Source organism: Mycobacterium kiyosense (genome assembly GCA_021654635.1).
Classification (GTDB): domain Bacteria; phylum Actinomycetota; class Actinomycetes; order Mycobacteriales; family Mycobacteriaceae; genus Mycobacterium; species Mycobacterium kiyosense.
The window spans coordinates 3747710-3768272 of sequence record AP025179.1 but is presented as its reverse complement, the minus strand read 5'-3'; the positions used below and the strand labels follow the sequence as shown (position 1 = coordinate 3768272).

The 20563-nt window shown below is 68.6% G+C and carries 12 protein-coding genes and 4 pseudogenes; 12 read left to right on the top strand and 4 right to left on the bottom strand.

Annotated elements, in window-relative coordinates:
- The first annotated feature begins 39 nt into the window (after positions 1 to 39).
- From ruvC to L6444_RS17515, 4 genes and pseudogenes are all read left to right on the top strand, one after another.
- On the top strand, positions 40 to 594 hold the full coding sequence (gene ruvC / locus L6444_RS17530; protein WP_236976183.1) for a crossover junction endodeoxyribonuclease RuvC: 555 nt from the start codon (positions 40 to 42) through the stop codon (positions 592 to 594).
- Positions 591 to 1181: a Holliday junction branch migration protein RuvA gene (ruvA, locus tag L6444_RS17525; RefSeq protein ID WP_236976182.1), complete on the top strand. Its 591-nt coding sequence runs from the start codon at positions 591 to 593 to the stop codon at positions 1179 to 1181. The genes ruvC and ruvA overlap by 4 nt, the downstream gene beginning before the upstream one ends.
- Positions 1178 to 2223, top strand: a pseudogene (gene ruvB, locus L6444_RS17520) (Holliday junction branch migration DNA helicase RuvB). The gene ruvA and the pseudogene ruvB overlap by 4 nt, the downstream one beginning before the upstream one ends.
- A 62-nt stretch (positions 2224 to 2285) precedes the next feature.
- The gene (locus L6444_RS17515) at positions 2286 to 2942 is read left to right on the top strand and encodes a hypothetical protein (RefSeq protein ID WP_236976181.1); all 657 of its coding nucleotides are present in this window, start codon (positions 2286 to 2288) and stop codon (positions 2940 to 2942) included.
- A gap of 57 nt (positions 2943 to 2999) precedes the next feature.
- Here L6444_RS17515 and car read toward each other — a convergent pair whose 3' ends face one another.
- A complete protein-coding gene (gene car / locus L6444_RS17510) occupies positions 3000 to 6506 on the bottom strand; it encodes a carboxylic acid reductase (protein WP_236976180.1) in 3507 nt (1168 codons plus the stop codon).
- A 152-nt stretch (positions 6507 to 6658) separates the two neighbouring features.
- Positions 6659 to 8000 (bottom strand): annotated as a pseudogene (gene gabT / locus L6444_RS17505) (4-aminobutyrate--2-oxoglutarate transaminase).
- A 158-nt stretch (positions 8001 to 8158) separates the two neighbouring features.
- Between gabT and yajC the strand changes: the two are divergent.
- From yajC to L6444_RS17475, 6 genes and pseudogenes are all read left to right on the top strand, one after another.
- Positions 8159 to 8497 (top strand): preprotein translocase subunit YajC, encoded by a 339-nt coding sequence (gene yajC, locus L6444_RS17500; protein ID WP_236976179.1) that lies wholly within the window; start codon positions 8159 to 8161, stop codon positions 8495 to 8497.
- 105 nt (positions 8498 to 8602) lie between these two features.
- Positions 8603 to 10388: pseudogene (gene secD / locus L6444_RS17495) on the top strand (protein translocase subunit SecD).
- A 3-nt stretch (positions 10389 to 10391) separates the two neighbouring features.
- Positions 10392 to 11753, top strand: coding sequence for a protein translocase subunit SecF (gene secF, locus L6444_RS17490; protein WP_236976178.1), 1362 nt, complete (start codon positions 10392 to 10394; stop codon positions 11751 to 11753).
- 4 nt (positions 11754 to 11757) lie between these two features.
- Positions 11758 to 13409, top strand: a pseudogene (locus L6444_RS17485) (ABC transporter substrate-binding protein).
- A gap of 29 nt (positions 13410 to 13438) precedes the next feature.
- Positions 13439 to 13945, top strand: a complete 507-nt coding sequence (locus L6444_RS17480) for an adenine phosphoribosyltransferase (protein WP_370653169.1) — start codon at positions 13439 to 13441, stop codon at positions 13943 to 13945.
- Between the two features lie 109 nt (positions 13946 to 14054).
- Positions 14055 to 16415 (top strand): RelA/SpoT family protein, encoded by a 2361-nt coding sequence (locus tag L6444_RS17475; protein WP_236976175.1) that lies wholly within the window; start codon positions 14055 to 14057, stop codon positions 16413 to 16415.
- Between the two features lie 15 nt (positions 16416 to 16430).
- On the opposite strand, the gene L6444_RS17470 is transcribed toward L6444_RS17475, so the two are convergent.
- Both L6444_RS17470 and L6444_RS17465 read right to left on the bottom strand, forming a co-directional pair.
- Positions 16431 to 17561, bottom strand: coding sequence for a serine/threonine-protein kinase (locus tag L6444_RS17470; RefSeq protein ID WP_370653118.1), 1131 nt, complete (start codon positions 17559 to 17561; stop codon positions 16431 to 16433).
- 32 nt (positions 17562 to 17593) lie between these two features.
- Complete coding sequence (locus L6444_RS17465) at positions 17594 to 18499, bottom strand: peptidylprolyl isomerase (protein WP_236976174.1); 906 nt, start codon at positions 18497 to 18499, stop codon at positions 17594 to 17596.
- A 44-nt stretch (positions 18500 to 18543) separates the two neighbouring features.
- Between L6444_RS17465 and L6444_RS17460 the strand changes: the two genes are divergently transcribed.
- Positions 18544 to 19206, top strand: a complete 663-nt coding sequence (locus tag L6444_RS17460; RefSeq protein WP_236976171.1) for an MBL fold metallo-hydrolase — start codon at positions 18544 to 18546, stop codon at positions 19204 to 19206.
- Positions 19203 to 20462 carry a histidine--tRNA ligase gene (hisS, locus tag L6444_RS17455; protein ID WP_236976169.1) on the top strand — a complete coding sequence of 420 codons (1260 nt, stop codon included), beginning with the start codon at positions 19203 to 19205 and terminating at the stop codon, positions 20460 to 20462. The genes L6444_RS17460 and hisS overlap by 4 nt, the downstream gene beginning before the upstream one ends.
- Positions 20463 to 20563 lie beyond the last annotated feature (101 nt).

Genomic DNA, 20563 nt, shown 5'->3' with positions numbered 1-20563 from the left:
CTATCGAACAGCTGTTCGGAAACGACATGGGGAGCTGCGGTGCGGGTGATGGGCGTCGATCCCGGGTTGACGCGGTGCGGGTTGTCGCTGGTGGAGAGCGGGCGTGGCCGGCAGATCACCGCCCTCGACGTCGACGTGGTGCGCACTCCGTCGGATGTGCCGCTGCACCGCCGGCTGCTGGCCATCAGCGACGCGGTGGACCAATGGCTGGACACCCACCACCCGGACGTGCTGGCGATCGAGCGGGTGTTCTCCCAGTTGAACGTCTCCACGGCGATGGGTACCGCGCAGGCCGGCGGGGTGATCGCCCTGGCGGCCGCCAAGCGTGACATCGACGTGCACTTCCACACCCCCAGCGAGGTCAAAGCCGCGGTCACCGGCAACGGCGCCGCCGACAAGGCGCAGGTCACCGCGATGGTCACCAGAATCCTTGCGCTGCAAGCCAAACCGACCCCGGCTGACGCCGCCGACGCGCTGGCGCTGGCCATCTGTCACTGCTGGCGGGCGCCGATGCTGGCCCGGATGGCCGCCGCCGAAGCGCAGGCCGCCCAGCAGCGCGACAAGTACCTGGCGAAACTGAAGGCCGCCCGATGATCGCCTCGGTGCGCGGCGAGGTTCTCGATGTGGCGCTCGATCATGCCGTCATCGAGGCGGCCGGCGTCGGGTATCGGGTGAACGCGACTCCGTCGACGCTGGCCACGCTGCGTACCGGCACCGAGGCTCGGCTGATCACCGCGATGATCGTGCGCGAGGACTCGATGACGCTGTACGGGTTCGGTGACGTCGAGACCCGTGATCTGTTCCACACGCTGCTGTCGGTGTCCGGGGTGGGCCCGCGGCTGGCGATGGCGACCCTGGCCGTGCACGATGCGCCGGCCCTGCGGCAGGCGCTGGCGGACGGCGACGTCACCGCGCTGACCCGGGTGCCCGGCATCGGCAAGCGCGGTGCGGAGCGGATGATCCTGGAACTGCGCGACAAGATCGGTGCGGTGGCCGGTGCGGGCGCCGCACCCGCGGTCAACGGCCACGCGGTGCGGGGTCCGGTGGTCGAGGCGCTGGTCGGTCTCGGTTTTGCCGCCAAGCAGGCCGAGGAGGCCACCGATAAGGTGCTGGCCGCCGATCACGACGCCACGACCTCGACGGCGCTGCGGGCCGCGCTGTCGTTGCTGGGGAAGAAATGAGCGACGGCTTCGACGAATTCGGCGAGCGCGATGTCTCGCCGTTCCTGGCGGTCGGCGAGGGCGACATCGACGGCAGCCTGCGGCCGCGTTCGCTGCGCGAGTTCATCGGTCAGGCCCGGGTCCGCGAACAGCTGCAACTCGTCATCGAGGGCGCCAAGAACCGCGGCGGCACCCCCGACCACATCCTGCTGTCGGGTCCGCCGGGGCTGGGCAAGACCTCGCTGGCGATGATCATCGCCGCCGAGCTCGGCTCGTCGCTGCGGGTGACGTCCGGGCCCGCCCTGGAACGCGCCGGCGACCTGGCCGCGATGCTGTCCAACCTGGTCGAACACGACGTGCTGTTCATCGACGAGATTCATCGCATCGCCCGGCCCGCCGAGGAGATGCTGTACCTGGCGATGGAGGACTTCCGCGTCGACGTCGTGGTCGGCAAGGGGCCCGGGGCCACCTCGATACCGCTGGAAGTCGCGCCGTTCACTCTGGTCGGCGCCACCACCCGGTCCGGTGCGCTGACCGGGCCGCTGCGCGACCGGTTCGGCTTCACCGCGCACATGGACTTCTACGAGCCCGCCGAATTGGAGCGCGTGCTGGCCCGTTCGGCCGGAATCCTGGGCATCGAACTCGGTGCCGAAGCCGGCGCCGAGATTGCGCGGCGCTCCCGCGGCACCCCGCGCATCGCCAACCGGCTGCTGCGCCGGGTCCGCGACTACGCCGAGGTCCGCGCCGACGGCGTCATCACCCGCGACGTCGCCAAGTTCGCGCTGGCGGTCTACGACGTCGACGAGCTCGGTCTGGACCGGCTGGACCGCGCGGTGCTGACGGCACTCACCCGCAGCTTCGGGGCGGGCCGGTGGGGGTGTCGACGCTGGCGGTGGCGGTGGGGGAGGAGGCCGCCACCGTGGAAGAGGTATGCGAACCATTCCTGGTGCGCGCCGGCATGGTTGCGCGCACACCGCGCGGCCGGGTGGCCACCGCGCTGGCCTGGACGCACCTCGGCATGACGCCACCGGTCGGCGTGAGCCAGCCGGGACTGTTCGAATAGGTGGGCATGCTTCAAGGCTTCGGGGCGCGGGTACCCACCTCGGTACCTATCGAGGAGATGCCATGAAACACATCGAGGACCGCCCCGTCCGCGGACGTATCCCACGCTCGCGTGGCGCGGTGACCGGATTGCTTTTAGTGCTGCTGGGCCTGTGGGGTGCACTGATCCCGTTCGTCGGGCCCAACTTCGACTTCGCCTACACCCCGGGCCAGTCCTGGACTGCCGCCCGCGGCTGGCTGGAAGTGCTGCCTGGCGTGGCCACCGCAGTTGGTGGACTGCTGCTGATCGCCTCCCGCAGTCGCGCCGGCGGGATGCTCGGCGGCTGGCTGGCCGCTCTGGGCGGCGCCTGGTTCGTGGTGGGCGGTGCGTTCGCGCCGCTGCTGGGCATCGGCTCGGTCGGCGACCCGGTTGCCGCGACCGAGCGCAAGCGGGCGGTGCTGCAGATCGCGTACTTCTCCGGTCTGGGTGTGCTGATCGCCTTCCTGGCCGGTGCCGCGGTAGCTCGCCTGGCCGTCCGGCTGGCGCGTGATGTCCGGCCGGTGGCGCAGCCGGTCGAGGCGGTGCCGTCGCAGCAGTACAGCGGCTTGGTCGAGCCCGACCGCGACGCGCAGCAGACCGACGTGTTGACCACCCCCCGCGAGCAGTACGCGCCGGCCGGCGAGGCCGAGCCGAAGCGCGGGCTGTTCCGGCGGCACCGCACCCCGGTCGCGCATCAGTAGCACGCACGGCACAAGAAAGCCGGTCGCCCGCAGGCGACCGGCTTTCTTCGCGTCTACTTACAGCAACCCGAGCAGCTGCAGATCGGTGATGTACTTGACGATCACCGCCGGCGTGACATGCGGAATGTCCTTGTCGGGGCCGATCTTGGCTTCCTGCACTGCCGCCCGGAACCGGTCGGTCGGGGCCATCGAGCCGTTGATCGGCTTGTCGGGCCGCTGGTAGTTGTGCAGCAGCGGCAGCAACGAGTACTGGCGCTGACGCTCAGGCAGGGCCCGCAGCGACGTCTCGAACCGCTGCAACCACTCCTGGTAGTCGTCGATCCGGTCGATCGCATACCCCGCGTCCACCAGCCAGTCGATGTACTCGTCCAGGCCGATGCCGTCGTCGTAGGGGTTCATCACGTGGTACGTCTGGAACCCGATGTCGGGCACCTGCGCACCCAGCGTCGAGATCGAGTCGGCGATGAACTCTACCGGCAGCCCGTCGTAGTGGGCACGCTGCCGGTTGCCGTCAGCGTCCAGCTCGTAGAACGACTTCGGCGCGATGCCGGAGGCGACCACGCTGAGCATGGTCCGGGTGAACATGTCCGGCAGGTTCAGCTGACCCGCGTAGCTGGTGTCGGCCAGGATCATGTCGCAGCGGAACACCGCGACAGGTAGCCCGCACAAGTCGTGCGCCTCGCGCAGCAGCACCTCGCCGGCCCACTTGCTGTTGCCATAGCCGTTGGCGTAGCTGTCGTCGATCTTGCGGGTTGCGCTCATCACCCGGACGTCGGCGTCCTCGACGAACTTGCCCGGGGCGATCTGGTCCCCGACCCCGATCGTCGACACGTAGGTGTAGGGCTTCTGCTTGCCGGTCAGCGCGACCCGGATCAGCTCGGCGGTGCCCAGAGCGTTCGGCCCGAACAGTTCGCTGTACGGCAGCACGTGGTTGACCAGCGCGGCCGGGTCGACGATCAGGTCGACGGTGTCGGCCAGCCGCTGCCAGGTCGCGGCGTCCAGGCCCAGGTTGGCCTCGCCCTTGTCGCCGGCGATCACCTCGAGGTGATCGGCCGCCAGCTCCTGGTAGTGGGCGAGCAGCTTGGGGTCACCACTGTCGAACGTCTTGTCCAGACGCGCGCGAGCGTCCGCATCGGACTTGGCCCGCACCAGGCAGATGACCTTGCCGTCCACCAGATCCATCCGCTCCAGCCAGTCCAGCGCCAGGTAGCGGCCCAAGAATCCGGTGGCACCGGTCAGCAACACGGTGCGGACTTCGGCGGCCGGCCCGGGCAGGTTCGGTGCCGCGGCCAGGGTCGCCGCGTCGATGAACTTGTCCAGGGTCAGGTCGCTGGCATGCACCTCGGTGGCGCCCTTGCCGTGTACGGAAGCGAAGGTGGGCCGCTTGGATCCGCCCTGCTCGGCCTCGATGTAGGCGGCGATGGCGGCCAGGTCGTTGGCCGGGCTGACGATCACGCCGACCGGCACCTCGACGTCGAAGATCTCGTTCAGCAGGTTGCCGAACGTCAACGCCGACAACGAGTCCCCGCCGAGGTCGGTGAAGTGCGCGTCGGGGGACACCTCGGCGCTGGCGGCGCCCAGCAGGGCGACCGCAGCCCGGGTGACGGTGGTCAGTACCGGCGCGTCCTTGCCGGTGCGGCGAAGTTCGCTCAGCTCGTTGGCCTGGCCGGCGGCCAGGTCGGCGTAGAGCTGTTCCAGCCGCTCGCCGTAGTGCGCCTTGAGCTTGGGCCAGGCCAGTTTGCGGATGCCGGTCAGCAGGCCGTTCTCCAGGGTGAAAGGCGTGGTTTCGATGATGAAGTCGCGCGGCACCTCGTAGGACTGCAGGTTGGCCTCGCGGGCCACGTTCTGCAGCGAGTCGGCGATCAGCGGCTTCAACTCATCGACCGAGTACCGGGACAGGGCATCTTCGGTCGGCACCACCACCGCCAGCAGATACGGGTGGGCACTGTTGCCGTAGACGTAGATCTGCCGGACCAGCGGGCTGTTGCCGAATGCCGCCTCCAACTTGGCGACGGTGACGAACTCGCCCTGCGCCAGCTTGAGCACGTTGTTGCGGCGGTCGACGTAGACGACGTGGTTCGGCGCGACCTCGGCGACGACGTCGCCGGTGCGGTAGTAGCCGTCCTCGTCGAACACGTTCGCGGTGATCTCCGGGCGCTTGTAGTAGCCCGGGAACATGTTCTCGGTCTTGAGCAGCAGCTCACCCCGCGGGTAGGGCCGGTCGGTGTTGAAGTAGCCCAGGTCCGGCACGTCGACCAGCTTGTAGTCGATGACCGGGGGACGCTGCACCTCGCCGTCGAACAGCACCATGCCGGCTTCGGTGGAGCCGTAGCCGTCCAGCAGGTGCATCTCCAGCAGGGACTCGACCCAGGTCTTGAGTTCGGGGAAGGTGGGGGCCGAACCGGTCATCGCGAAGATGAACCGGCCACCCAGCAGGTGCTCGCGCTGTTCGACCAGCACCTCGGCTTCGACGGTCGCGCGGTCCGCCGAGCCGTCGGCCAGGCGGCGGTCGACCTCACTGAGGTATTCGGCGTACAACGTCTCCCAGATGCGCGGCACGAAGTTCATCTCGGTGGGCCGCACCAGGGCCAGGTCTTCCAGCAGCGTGGACAGGTCGCTCTTGGCGGCGAAGTACGCGGTACCGCCGTTGCCGAGGGTGCCGTAGAGGATGCCGCGGCCCATCACGTGGCTCATCGGCATGAAGTTCAGCGTGATCGACGCGGCCGTCGGGCCGAACCAGTTCTTGGCCGACCGGCGGAACATCTTGGCGACGTTGTACTGCGGGTACATGGCCCCCTTCGGGGCGCCGGTGCTGCCCGAGGTGTAGATGAGCAGCGCCAGCGCGTCCTCGGCCACTTCCGCGAGCGGGTTGGCCGGCAGCGTCCGGCCCCGTTCGATGAGTTCGGCCAGGGATTCGACCACGACGTTGGTGGCGGCGAGCGCATCGGCGGCGTTCGCCACGGCCTCGCGCTGGTCGTCGACCTCGGGGTGGTAGTCGAAGACGACGAGCTTGGCCGGCGCGAAGCCGGCGGAGATCAACGCGACGGCGTCGGAGAGTTGGTTGACGCTGGCCGCCATCAGGATGGGCTCGGTCTCGGCGACGATCGGCTGCAACCCGGCGATCGACGCGCTGGTCTGCAGCGGCACCGAGACGGCGCCGATGCTGCCCAGCGCCATGTCGATGGTGGTGTAGTCGACGCTGGTGAAGCCCAGGACGCAGACCCGGTCGCCGATCTGCACGGAATCGGCGGTCAGGGCGCGGCCGACCGCGTCGATTCGTTCGCCGAGTTCGCGGTAGGTGATGGTGTCGAAGTGGGGGAGCAGTGCGAGTTCGGTGCGCCCGGTGGCTTGGCTGGTGACGAATTCGACGGCACGCTGGCCCAGCGCGGGCCGGTCCGCGTAGCCGGTCAGGACGGTCTGCAGCACCTGCGGCAGCCGCTTGCCGGGCTGTTCGAGCGCTGCGGCGACGGCGGGGTCAGGCTGGGCTGCGGCGAATTGCGGGTCGTTGGCTATGAGTTCTTCGGCGCGGCGGGCTATCCGTTCTTCGTTGGTGATGTTCGACATGGCAATCCTCTTTGACAGAAAAAATTTGAAGGCTATTTGCGCGACGTTGCGCTGACTACAAGAACGTTAGCAAAACTAACATTATTTCTCAATGACGCCCGCCGCGAACCGATTGTGAGTTGGGGCACCGGGTGCGGACATCCGTCGACCCGTCACAGTTCGGCGAGTAAGCCCGTCAGCACCTCGACGCCTTCGGTCAGCAACTCGTCGCTGATGGTCAGCGGTGGCAGCAGTCGGATGATGTTGCCGAACATGCCGCAGGTCAGCACGACCACGCCGGCGGCGTGTGCCGCGGTGGCCAGCTTCGAAGTCAGCTCGGGATCGGGATCGGAACTGCCGGGCTTCACCAGTTCGACGGCGATCATGGCGCCGCGGCCCCCGCACATCGCCGATCCGCTCGTCGCCGGCCTGCGCCCGCAACAGTGGTTCGGTGATCAGGCGTTCGATTTCCTGCGCGCGCTCGATCAGCCCGTCGGACTCGATGGTCGCGATGGTGGCCAGCGCGGCTGCGCACGCGACCGGGTTGCCGCCGAAGGTGCCGCCGAGGCCCCCGGCGTGGGAGGCGTCCAGGATCTCGGCGCGGCCGGTGATCGCCGACAACGGCAAGCCGTCGGCGATGCCTTTGGCGGTGACGATTACATCCGGCTCGATCTCCTCGTGTTCACAGGCGAACATCGCGCCGGTGCGCGCGAACCCGGTCTGCACCTCGTCGGCGATGAACACCACGTCGTTCTCTCGGCACCACCGCAGTAGGGCGGGCAGGAATCCCTCGGCCGGCACGATGAACCCGCCCTCGCCCTGGATCGGCTCGATGATGACCGCGGCCAGGTTCTTGGCACCGACCTGCTTGTCCATCACCGCGATGGCGCGTTCGGCCGCCTTGTCGCCGTCGGTGGCGAGGTCCTTGTTCACCAGGCCGTCGCGGTACGGGTAGGACATCGGCGCCCGGTAGATCTCGGGCGCGAACGGTCCGAACCCGCTCTTGTACGGCATGGATTTGGCGGTCAGCGCCATCGCCATGTTGGTGCGGCCGTGGTAGGCGTGGTTGAACGCGACGACGGCGGGTTTGCCGGTGTGGGCACGCGCCACCTTGACGGCGTTCTCGACGGCCTCGGCGCCGGAATTGAACAGCACCGAGCGCTTCTCTCCGGCCCCCGGGGTGATCCGGTTGAGTTCTTCAGCGACCGCGACGTAACCCTCGTACGGCGTCACCATGAAGCAGGTGTGCGTGAATTCGGCGACCTGCGCGCGCACCGCCTCGACGACGGCCGGCGCGGAGTTGCCGATCGTGGTGACCGCGATGCCCGAACCCAGGTCGATTAGGCGGTTGCCGTCGACGTCTTCGAGGATGCCGCCGCCGGCGCGCGCCACGAATACCGGCAGGGTGACGGCCACGCTCTGGGACACCGCGACCGTCCGGCGCTTGTTCAATTCCAGCGATGCGGGACCCGGGATTTCGGTGACCAGATGACGGCTCTGCTCGAGGCTGGCCACGGACCCCTCCTTCCGCGGCGCGCCGGTCACGTCGCGATTCAAAGCCTAACCGTTGGTAGGTCAGCACGGCGGCGGGACGATGCCGGTCGGTTTGCGACCTGCGGGAATGGCAGACTGGGGCCACCGGACCCGTTCCCGAACAAGTAGAAAGCGTTTTGATGGAGAGTTTTGTCCTGTTCCTGCCGTTCCTGCTCATCATGGGCGGCTTCATGTATTTCGCGTCTCGGCGTCAGCGCAAGGCGATGCAAGCGACCATCGACCTGCACGAGTCGCTGCAGCCGGGAGATCGGGTGCACACCACGTCCGGGCTGGAGGGCACCATCGTCGGCCTCACCGAGGACGACGTCGAACTCGAGATCGCTCCCGGGGTGGTGACCACCTGGATGAAGCTGGCGATCCGGGACAAGATTCTGCCGGATGACGACTCCGACGAGATCGCTGCCGAGGCGCTCGACGAGGACACCGACGACGAAGCGCCGGTGATCAAGGACTCCTGATCGCAGTCCGCACGCCGCGTCCGTGACGCGGGCCCGAATGCGGCACGTAGTCTTTCCGGAGGCTCCCACAGGGCAAGAACCGATTCGCAAGGAGATAGAAGGAACGTGGCATCGTCTTCGGCGCCGGTGCATCCTGCCCGCTACCTGTCGGTGTTCCTGGTCATGCTCATCGGCGTCTACCTGCTGGTGTTCCTCACCGGGGACAAGAAGCCGCACCCGAAGCTGGGCATCGACCTGCAGGGCGGCACCCGGGTGACGCTGACCGCGCGCACCCCCGACGGCAAGCGCCCCAGCGCGGAATCGCTGGCGCAGGCACAGCAGATCATCAGCTCGCGGGTCAACGGGCTCGGTGTCTCCGGCTCGGAGGTGGTCGTCGACGGCGACAACCTGGTCATCACGGTGCCCGGCAACGACGGCAACGAGGCCCGCAACCTGGGGCAGACCGCTCGGCTCTACATTCGCCCGGTGCTGAGCTCGCAGCCCGCCCAGAAGGCGCCGCCCGAGGAAGCCCAGCCCGCCGAACAGCAGCCTGCTCCCGCTGCTCCCGCGCCCGGTGCTCCGGCGCCTCAGCCGGGGCGCCGCAATCGGGTCCGCCGGCGCCTCAGCCGGGGCGCCGCGGGGGCAGCCGCGACCGTACCCGCAGGATCCCGCCCCGAGCCCGTCGCCGGCGCCGGCTCCCGCGCCCGCCCCGGCGTCCAGCCCGGCACCGCAACCGCCCGCCGAAGCGCCCGCACCGCCCGATCCGCGCAAGGATCTGGCCGAGCGCATCGCGCAGGAGAAGAAGTGGCGGCAGAGCACCAGCCAGTACATCCAGATGATCGCGCTGCAATTCCAGGCCACCCGCTGCGACAAAGACGACATCCTGGCCGGAAACGACGACCCGAATCTGCCCCTGGTCACCTGCTCGACCGACCACAAAACCGCCTACCTGTTGGCGCCGTCGATCATCAGCGGTGACCAGATTCAGGACGCCAGCTCGGGAATGGACCAGCGCAGCCTGGGCTACGTGGTGGACCTGCAGTTCAAGAGCGCGGCAGCAAACGTGTGGGCGGACTACACCGCCGCCCACGTCGGCACCGCGACCGCCTTCACCCTGGACTCCCAGGTCGTCAGTGCGCCGTCGATCCGGGAGGCCATCCCCGGGGGGCGGACCCAGATCAGCGGCGGTGAGCCGCCGTTCAGCGCGGCGACCGCCAAACAGCTCGCCAACGTCCTCAAGTACGGCTCACTGCCACTGTCCTTCGAGTCGTCGGAGGCGCAGACCGTCTCGGCGACACTGGGATTGACCTCGCTGCGCGCCGGGCTGATCGCCGGTGCGATCGGGCTGGCGCTGGTCCTGCTGTACTCGCTGCTCTACTACCGGGTGCTGGGACTGCTCACGGCCCTGTCGCTAATTGCTTCCGGCGCAATGGTTTTCGCGATCCTGGTATTGCTGGGGCGCTACATCAACTACACCCTGGACCTGGCCGGCATCGCGGGTCTGATCATCGGTATCGGCACCACCGCCGACTCCTTCGTGGTGTTCTTCGAGCGCATCAAAGACGAGATCCGCGAAGGCCGTTCGTACCGCTCGGCGGTACCGCGTGGTTGGGGTCGCGCCCGCAAGACGATCGTGTCCGGCAACGCGGTCACCTTCCTGGCCGCGGCGGTGCTCTACATCCTGGCGATCGGGCAGGTCAAGGGATTCGCCTTCACGCTGGGCCTGACCACCATCCTCGACCTCGTGGTGGTGTTCCTGGTGACCTGGCCGCTGGTCTACCTCTCCACCCGATCGTCGACGCTGGCCAAACCGGCCTACAACGGGCTCGGGGCAGTCCAGCAGGTGGCGCGGGAACGACGGGCCGCCTCCGCGGGAGCACGTTCGGGCGCCGCCAAGACGGGACGGGGATAACCCATGGTATCCAAACCCAAAGCCAGTGTCGGGACCAAGAAGGCCACGTCCACAAAGGCGGCAGCCGACGCTGAGGCAACCACCGTCGCCGTCGAACTGACCGACAGCGGCGCGGACCCCGCCGCCGGGCCCAAACACAGCTTCCTGTCCCGGCTCTACACCGGGACGGGTGCGTTCGAGGTGGTCGGCCGCCGCAAACTCTGGTACGGCGTCAGCGGTGCGATCATGGCGATCGCGGTGCTGGCCATCCTGATCCGGGGCTTCACATTCGGCATCGACTTCAAGGGCGGCACCACGGTGTCGATGCCCTCCGACGGCGTCCACGGCACCGTCCAGGTCACCCAGGTGCAGGACGTGTTCAAGAACGCGATCGGCAAGGACCCGGAATCGGTGGTCACCGTCGGCAAGGGTTCGTCGGCCACGGTGCAGATCCGCTCGGAACACCTGACCAACGAGCAGACCGAGAAGCTGCGTAACGCCCTGTTCGACGCGTTCGGTCCCAAAGGCTCCGACCACAAGCCCAACAAGAACGCGATCAGCGACGCGGCGGTGTCCTCCACCTGGGGCGGCCAGATCACCAAGAAGGCGATCATCGCCCTGGCGGTGTTCCTGGCGCTGGTCGCCGTCTACATCACCGTGCGCTACGAGCGCTACATGACGATCGCCGCGCTGGCGGCCATGGTCTTCGACATCACCGTCACCGCCGGTGTGTATGCGCTGGTTGGTTTCGAAGTCACCCCGGCGACGGTGATCGGGTTGCTGACCATTCTGGGCTTTTCGATCTATGACACGGTCATCGTGTTCGACAAGGTCGAGGAGAACACCCAGGGCTTCCAGCACACCACCCGCCGCACCTTCGCCGAGCAGGCGAACCTGGCCGTCAACCAGACCTTCATGCGCTCGATCAACACCAGCCTGATCTCGGTGCTTCCGGTGTTGGCGTTGATGGTGGTGGCGGTGTGGCTGCTCGGTGTCGGCACACTCAAGGACCTGGCGCTGGTCCAGTTGATCGGCATCATCGTCGGCACCTATTCGTCGATCTTCTTCGCCACACCGCTGCTGGTCACCCTGCGGGAACGCACCGAACTGGTGCGCACCCACACCAAGCGGGTGCTGCGGCGGCGCGGCCCGGTGACGACTCCGGAAAAGACGACCCCGCAGAAGACGACCCCGGAGAAGGCGACCGCCGAGAACCCGTCGGCGCAACCGTCCGACGACGACGCCACCGAAGAGGTCACCGCGGCCAAGGCCGTCGAGCTCACCAAGCCGACGGCGACGAGCAGCAAGCCGGCCCCCGGTGCGCGGCCGATACGTCCCACCGGCACCCGGCGTCCCACCGGCAAGCGAAACGTCGGTAAGCGGTAGCCGCATGGCCACCCGGTGTCGCTTGCGAAAAGCCTTGGTGGCCACCGGTGTTGCTGCTTTGCTGGCGGCATCGGGCCTGACCGCGTGTTCGGGCAGCGCCGCCAACCAGATCGACTACGTGGTCGACGGCGCGCTGTCCACCTACAACACCAACACCTCCATCGGTTTCGCCTCCGCCGGCGCGCAGGCGTTCGCCCGCACGCTGACCGGATTCGGCTACCACGGACCCGAGGGGCAGGTGGTCGCCGACCACGACTTCGGCACCATCTCGGTGGTGGGCGGGTCGCCGCTGGTGCTCGACTACCAGATCGCCGACAACGCCGTCTACTCCGACGGCAAGCCAGTGACCTGCGACGATCTGGTGCTGGCCTGGGCGGCCCAATCCGGACGCTTCGCCGGGTTCGACGCGGCGACGCAGGCCGGCTACGTCGATATCGCCAACGTCGAGTGCACGCCCGGCCAGAAGAAGGCCCGTGTGTCGTTCATCCCGGACCGCGGTGTCGTCGACTACACCCAACTGTTCACCGCCACCTCGATGATGCCGTCGCACGTCATCTCCGACACGCTGGGCACCGACATCACCACCGCGCTGCAGAACAACAAGGTGTCGGTGGTGGAACAGGTTGCGCGACTGTGGAATTCGACCTGGGACCTGCGACCCGGTGTCGACGCCAAGCACTTCCCCTCGTCCGGTCCGTACAAGATCGAGCGGGTCCTGGACGGCGGCGCGGTGGTGCTGGTGGCCAACGACAAATGGTGGGGCGCCAAGCCGATCACCAAGCGGATCACGGTATGGCCGCAGGGCGGCGACATCCAGGACCGGGTCAACAACCGCCGGGTCGACGTGGTCGACGTGGCGGCCGGATCGTCGGGAGCGCTGGCCACCCCGGACGGCTATCAGAGCGCCGACTCCCCGTCGGGGGGCATCGAGCAGCTGATCTTCGCCCCGCAGGGCGCGCTGGCTGCGGTGCCCGCCCGTCGCGCGTTCGCCTTCTGCACGCCCCGCGATGCGATCGCCCGCGACGCCGGTGTGCCGATAGCCAACTCGCGACTGTCCCCGGCGACCGAGGACGCCCTGGCCGCGGCCGACGGCACCAACGAGGCCGCCCCGTTCGGCAAGGCCGACCCGAAAGCCGCCCGCGATGCACTGCGCGGTGCCCCCCTGACGGTGCGGATCGGCTACCGCGGCCCCAACGCCCGGCTGGCGGCCACCGTCGGGTCCATCGCCGCGTCGTGCGCACCCGCCGGCATCACCGTGACGAACGTGACGCTGGACACCTCGGGACCGCAGGCGCTGCGGGACTCGAAGATCGACGTGCTGCTGGCCAGCACCGGCGGAGCCCCGGCAGCGGTTCCACCGGGTCGTCGGCGATGGACGCCTACGCGCTGCACGGCGGCAACGGAAACAACCTGTCCGGTTACGCCAACCCGCAGATCGACGGGATCATCGGTGCGCTGGCGGTCTCGGCCGACCCGGCCGAGCGGGCCCGGCTGCTCGCCGAAGGCGCACCCATCCTGTGGGGCGACATGCCGACGTTGCCGCTGTACCGGCAGCAGCGCACCTTGTTGATGTCGAAGAAGATGTTCGCCGTGGGCCGCAACCCCACCCGGTGGGGTGCGGGCTGGAACATGGACCGATGGGCGCTGGTCCAGTGAGTCGCGGCGAAACGGCCGACGTCGCGGCCATGATCGACGCGATGACCCGCAAGGTCGCCGACTTCCCCGAGCCGGGCGTGCAGTTCAAGGACCTCACCCCGGTGTTCGCCGACCGGGTGGCGATGGCCGCCATCACCGAGGCGCTGGCCGAGGTGGCCGCCGGAGCGGACCTGGTGGCCGGCATCGACTCGCGCGGCTTCCTGCTTGCCGCCGCCGTCGCCACCCGGCTGCGCACCGGGGTGCTGGCCATCCGCAAGGGGGGCAAGCTGCCGCCCCCGGTGCTCAGCGAGGACTATCAGCGCGAATACGGCGCGGCCACCATCGAAATCCCCGCCGACGGAATCGAGTTGGCCGGTCGAAGCGTTGTGATCATCGACGACGTGCTGGCCACCGGGGGCAGTGTCGGCGCTGCGCGGCGGCTGCTGGAACGCAGCGGCGCTGAAGTTCCCGGTGCGGCGGTGGTCATCGAGCTTCCCGCGCTGGGCGGCCGCCAGGCGGTGGCGCCGCTGCCGGTGCACAGCCTCAGCCGCGCTTGACTTCCGCTTTTCGCCGCGAACCTAACCTGGTGGCGATTTGCGGCCCGCAGTTTCTCAGTGTCGTTACGCTCGCGAACGACAGATATCCTCTAAGACGGAGGTGACCAACGTGGCGGACGAACAGAGCACGCTGCAAGCTGCCGCGCCCCCCACCGAACCGCTGCCGGTCACCGAGGTACCCGAGCCGCCGGCCGAACCACTCAAGACCACCAGCAGCGCGTCCCGTCGGGTCCGGGCTCGGCTGGCCCGGCGGATGACAGCGCGCAGCAGCGCCATCAACCCCGTGCTCGAGCCGCTGGTGGCGGTGCACCGCGAGGTCTACCCGAAGGCCGACCTGTCGATACTGCAGCGTGCCTACGAAGTCGCCGATCAGCGGCACGCCAGCCAGATGCGGCACTCCGGGGACCCCTACATCACCCACCCCCTGGCCGTCGCCAACATCCTGGCCGAGCTGGGCATGGACACCACCACGCTGGTGGCCGCGCTGCTGCACGACACCGTCGAAGACACCGGCTACACCATCGAGGCGCTGTCCGAGGAGTTCGGCGAGGAGGTCGGCCACCTTGTCGACGGGGTGACCAAGCTGGACCGCGTGGTGCTGGGCAGCGCCGCCGAGGGCGAGACCATCCGCAAGATGATCACCGCGATGGCCCGGGACCCGCGGGTGTTGGTGATCAAGGTGGCCGACCGGCTGCACAACATGCGCACCATGCGATTCCTGCCCCCGGAGAAGCAGGCCCGCAAAGCCCGCGAGACGCTGGAAGTCATTGCGCCCCTTGCCCACCGGCTCGGTATGGCCAGTGTCAAATGGGAGCTGGAGGACTTGGCCTTCGCCATCCTGCATCCCAAGAAGTACGAGGAGATCGTGCGGCTGGTCGCCGGCCGCGCCCCGTCCCGCGACACCTACCTGGCCAAGGTGCGCGCCGAGATCACCTCGACGCTGAGCGCCTCGAAGATCAAGGCGACGGTGGAGAGCCGGCCAAAGCACTACTGGTCGATCTACCAGAAGATGATCGTCAAGGGCCGCGACTTCGACGACATCCACGACCTGGTCGGAATCCGCATCCTGTGCGACGAGATCCGGGACTGCTATGCCGCTGTGGGCGTAGTGCATTCGCTGTGGCAGCCGATGGCCGGACGTTTCAAGGACTACATCGCCCAGCCCCGCTACGGCGTGTACCAGTCGCTGCACACCACGGTCGTCGGGCCCGAGGGCAAGCCGCTGGAGGTGCAGATCCGCACCCGCGACATGCACCACACCGCAGAATTCGGTATCGCCGCGCACTGGCGCTACAAAGAAACCAAGGGGCGCAACGGAGTTCCGCATCCCAACACCGCCGCCGAGATCGACGACATGGCCTGGATGCGTCAGCTCCTCGACTGGCAGCGGGAAGCCGCCGACCCCGGCGAATTCCTGGAGTCGTTGCGTTACGACCTTGCGGTACAAGAGATCTTCGTGTTCTCCCCGAAGGGCGACGTGTTCACGCTGCCGGCCGGTTCCACGCCGGTGGACTTCGCCTACGCCGTGCACACCGAGGTCGGCCACCGCTGCATCGGCGCCCGGGTCAACGGCCGCCTGGTGGCGTTGGAACGCAAACTCGAAAACGGAGAAGTCGTCGAGGTTTTCACCTCCAAGGCGCTCAACGCCGGGCCGTCGCGGGACTGGCAACAGTTCGTGGTGTCGCCGCGGGCCAAGACCAAGATCCGGCAGTGGTTCGCCAAGGAACGCCGGGAAGAGGCGCTCGAGGCCGGCAAAGAGGCCATCTCCCGCGAGGTCCGCCGCGGCGGACTTCCGTTGCAGCGCTTGGTCAATGGCGGGTCGATGGCCGCGGTGGCCAACGAGCTGCACTACACCGACGTGTCGGCCATGTACACCGCGATCGGGGAGGGGCATGTCTCGGCGCGGCACGTGGTGCAGCGACTGCTGGCCGAACTCGGCGGCATCGACCAGGCCGAGGAGGAACTGGCCGAACGGTCCACGCCGGCGACCATGCCGCGGCGCCCGCGCAGCACCGAGGACGTCGGCGTGTCGGTCCCCGGCGCCCCGGGCGTGCTGACCAAGCTGGCCAAGTGCTGCACACCGGTGCCGGGCGATCAGATCATGGGCTTCGTCACCCGCGGCGGCGGGGTCAGCGTGCACCGCACCGACTGCACCAACGCCGCATCCCTGCAGCAGCAGGCCGAGCGCATCATCGAGGTGTTGTGGGCGCCGTCGCCGTCGTCGGTGTTCCTGGTGGCGATCCAGGTGGAGGCCCTCGACCGGCACCGGCTGCTGTCGGACGTGACAAGGGTGCTGGCCGACGAGAAGGTGAACATCCTGTCGGCGTCGGTCACCACCTCCGGTGACCGGGTGGCGATCAGCCGGTTCACCTTCGAGATGGGCGACCCCAAGCACCTGGGGCATCTGCTGAACGTGGTGCGCAACGTCGAGGGCGTCTACGACGTGTACCGGGTGACGTCCGCGTCCTGAGGCTTCCTCACGCGCTTACGGCGTTTCGGTCGGCTCCGTTGTGACGGTGGTCGTCACCGTCGTCGGCTCCGGGGTGTCGGACGTTTCGGGGGACTCGCTGCTGGTCACGCTGGTCGGGCTGGTCGTAGTGACCGGTGTCGGCTTGTCCGGGGGCGTGTCGTCGCCGCCGGCGAAGAACGCCACCGCCGCAGCCACCAGGACCAGCGTCAAGCCCGAGCCGGCGACGGTCGCGATCAGCGCGGCGCGACTGCCCGCCTTGACCGGCGCGGGTGAGCCGCCCGGCGGTGTGTCCGGCGGCGGCGGGGGTAGCGCAGGCAACGTCAACGCGGCCCCGCCCAGCGCCGCCCGGGCAGCGTCGGCGAGTTCGGTCACCGTCTGATACCGCGCGTCCGGATCCTTGGCCAGCGCCCGCGCGACCACCGCGTCGAAGGCCGGCGGCACGTCGGGGCACACGGCCGTCGGGCGCGGCGGAGGGGTGTAGAGGTGCGCGGAGATCAGCTCTTCGTACGAGTCTCCGGGAAACGGCCGGACGCCGGTCAGGCACTCGTAGAGCACACAGCCCAGGCCGTACACGTCGGCGCGGGAATCCGTTATGCCCCTGAATCTTTCGGGTGCCAGGTAGGCCAGGGTGCCCATCGTCTGCCCGGTGTTGGTCAGCGCCGTGTCGGTGCTGGCCCGGGCCAGCCCGAAGTCGATCAGGTAGACGAAATCCCGGGCATGGGCGACCAAAATGTTGGACGGCTTGACGTCGCGGTGCACCAGTCCGGCGTGGTGCGCGCTCTCCAGGGCCGCCGCCGTCTGATCGATGATCGCCACCGTCTGCGCCGGTGTCAGCCGGCCGCCCTTCTCGGCGATGAACTTCACCAGGTCGCGGCCGTCGACCAGACGCATGTCCACATACAGGCGCCCGTCGATTTCGCCGAAGCTGTGGATGGGCACCACGTGCGGATCGCTCAGGCTGGCCGCGGTGCGGGCCTCGCGGCGGAACCGGTGCTGAAACTCCTTGTCTTCGATCAGGTGCGGGGGCAGCAACTTGATGGCCACGACGCGGTCGGTCTGGGTGTCGTACGCGCGGTAGACCTGACCCATGCCGCCGCGCCCCAGCAACCCCTGCAACTGGTAGCGACCGAATGAGCTCTCGGTCACGAGCCTCCTCCCAGTCAGCCGCGGGTGTAGGGCTAGTCGAGCAACAGCGACGTGATCGTCACGTCCTGGGCAGGCGGTCCGTCTGGGCCGCCGCCGGCCACACCCCCTGCGGCGATTTTGTCCAGGGTAGCCAGCCCGTCGTCCTGGATCTTGCCGAAGACCGTGTATTCCGGCGGCAGCGCCGAGTCGCGGTAGACCAGGAAGAATTGGCTGCTGTTGGTGTCGGGTCCGGCGTTGGCCATGGCCAGCGTGCCGCGCGGATAGATCACCGGCTGCTTGAGCTTGGGATCGTTGGCCGGGAACTGGTTGGTGGGGTACTCGTTGGCGAATTGGTAACCCGGGCCGCCGGTGCCGTCGCCCTTGGGGTCGCCGCACTGCAGCACCGACAGCGACGGCGACGTCGTCAACCGGTGGCACTTGGTGTCCTTGAAGAAGTTCTGGTTGGCCAGGCTGGCGAAACTATTGACCGTGCACGGGGATTCGTTGTTGGCCAGCATCAGGCCGACCTTGCCCTGGCTCGTCATCATGCTGGCGCTGATCTGAGCGGGCTCGGTCGGGACCTTGCCGGTGCGCGGCGGCTTCGCCGGCTTGGCGGCCGGCGCGGCCTTGTCCGCGGGGTACTGGCAGTTGGCGCCCAGGTTGGCCGGGGCCTTGAACGGCGGCATCGGCACGGCGCCGCTGAGGTCGACGGGCGGCAGGTTGGTGGCGGCCGACCCGGACGTCGCGCTGCTGGGCGTGGTCGACGCCGACGGCTTGCCTTTGTGATCGTCCTTGCTGACGACGATGGCGACCACCACCGCCGCAACGACGGCCACCGCGGCGACCGCGGCGCCGGCGATCGTCAGGATGCGTCGCCGCTTGGCCTGCTGGGCGCGGCGTTCCTGCTGTCGCTCGAGTTTGCGCTTGGCGGCTTCGCGTCGCTGCTTGTTCGTTGGCACGGCCGCTATCTTTGCACGGCTGCGGGGATGGGAAACTGAGCACCGTGTTGATCACCGGATTTCCTGCCGGACTGCTGCAGTGCAATTGCTACGTACTGGCCGAGCGGCCGGGCGCCGACGCCATCATCGTCGACCCCGGCCAGCGTGCTTTCGGCCAGCTGCGCCGCATCCTGGACAAGAATCGGCTGACCCCGGCCGCGGTGCTGATCACCCACGGCCACATCGACCACATCTGGTCCGCGCAGAAGGTGTCCGACACGTTCGGCTGCCCCACCTACATCCATCCGGAAGACCGGTTCATGCTCGCCGACCCGATCTACGGGTTCGGTCCGCGGGCGGCGCAACTGGTCGCCGGCGCATTCTTCCGCGAGCCCAAGCAGGTGGTTGAGCTGGACCGCGACGGCGACAAGATCGACCTCGGTGGGATTTCGGTCAACGTCGATCACACCCCGGGGCACACCCGCGGGTCGGTGTGCTTCCGGGTGGTTGCCGACACGGACCGGGTGTTCACCGGCGACACGTTGTTCGAGCGGTCCATCGGTCGCACCGACCTGTTCGGCGGCAGCGGGCGGGACCTGCTGCGTTCGATCGTCGACAAACTGCTGGTGCTCGACGACAAGACCGTGGTCCTGCCGGGCCACGGCAACCCGACCACCATCGGCGCCGAGCGCCGCTTCAACCCGTTCCTCGAAGGTTTGAGCCCGTGACCGAATTCGTGGCACCCAAGGGGGTGCCGGACTACTTCCCGCCGGACTCCGCTGATTTTGTGGCGGTGCGCGACGGGCTGCTCGGGTCGGCCCGGCGTGCCGGATACGGCCACATCGAGCTGCCGATCTTCGAGGACACCGCGCTGTTCGCCCGCGGCGTGGGCGAATCCACCGATGTGGTGTCCAAGGAGATGTACACCTTCGCCGACCGCGGCGACCGCTCGGTGACGTTGCGGCCCGAGGGCACCGCCGGGGTGGTGCGCGCGGTCATCGAGCACGGTCTGGACCGCGGCGGGCTGCCGGTGAAATTGGCCTACGCGGGGCCGTTCTTCCGCTACGAGCGCCCACAGGCCGGGCGCTACCGGCAGCTGCAGCAGGTGGGTGTCGAGGCGATCGGCGTCGACGACCCGGCACTGGACGCTGAGGTGATCGCCGTGGCCGACGCCGGCTTCCGGTCGCTGGGGCTGGACGGGTTCCGGCTGGAGATCACCTCGCTGGGCGACGACAGTTGCCGGCCCCAGTATCGGGAACTGTTGCAGGACTTCCTGTTCGGGCTGGACCTGGATGAGGAGACCCGGCGCCGCGCGGAGATCAACCCGCTGCGGGTGTTGGATGACAAGCGTCCCGCGGTCAAGGCGATGACGGCGGACGCGCCGGTGTTGCTCGATCACCTCTCCGATGCGGCCAAGGCGCACTTCGACACCGTGCTGTCGCACCTGGATGCCCTCGGGGTGCCCTACGTGGTGAACCCGCGCATGGTGCGCGGCCTGGACTACTACACCAAGACCACTTTCGAGTTCGTGCACGACGGGCTGGGGGCGCAGTCCGGCATCGGCGGCGGCGGCCGCTACGACGGGCTGATGCGCCAGTTGGGTGGACAGGACCTGTCCGGCATCGGGTTCGGGCTCGGCGTGGACCGCACGCTGCTGGCGCTGCGGGCCGAGGGCAAGAGCGTGGGGTCGACGGCGCGCTGCGAGGTGTTCGGAGTGCCGCTGAGCGAGGCGGCCAAGCTGCGGCTGGCGGTGCTGGCCGGCGAACTGCGGGCCGCCGGCGTGCGCGTCGACCTGGCCTATGGCGACCGGGGGCTCAAGGGCGCGATGCGCGCGGCCGATCGCTCCGGCGCGCGGTTTGCGCTGGTGGCGGGGGATCGGGATCTGGACGCCGGCACGGTCGGGGTGAAGGACCTCGCGTCGGGGGAGCAGGTGTCGGTGCCGGTGGACGCGGTGGTCGCCGAGGTGCTGTCGCGCCTGACCTGACGCGCGCTGCTTGCGCCGCAGCGCTTCTCCCGCGAGCGTCCTGCCCCCTACTCAAGCCAGCCGTCCTGTCCCGTCTCCCGCGGGCCGTCCTGCCTCGAGCG

Excerpts from the sequence above, each read along its gene's own strand:
- ruvA (WP_236976182.1), top strand. The coding sequence starts at position 591 with ATGATCGCCTCGGTGCGCGGCGAGGTTCTCGATGTGGCGCTCGATCAT.
- L6444_RS17515 (WP_236976181.1), top strand. The coding sequence starts at position 2,286 with ATGAAACACATCGAGGACCGCCCCGTCCGCGGACGTATCCCACGCTCG.
- car (WP_236976180.1), bottom strand. The coding sequence starts at position 6,506 with ATGTCGAACATCACCAACGAAGAACGGATAGCCCGCCGCGCCGAAGAA.
- yajC (WP_236976179.1), top strand. The coding sequence starts at position 8,159 with ATGGAGAGTTTTGTCCTGTTCCTGCCGTTCCTGCTCATCATGGGCGGC.
- secF (WP_236976178.1), top strand. The coding sequence starts at position 10,392 with ATGGTATCCAAACCCAAAGCCAGTGTCGGGACCAAGAAGGCCACGTCC.
- L6444_RS17480 (WP_370653169.1), top strand. The coding sequence starts at position 13,439 with ATGATCGACGCGATGACCCGCAAGGTCGCCGACTTCCCCGAGCCGGGC.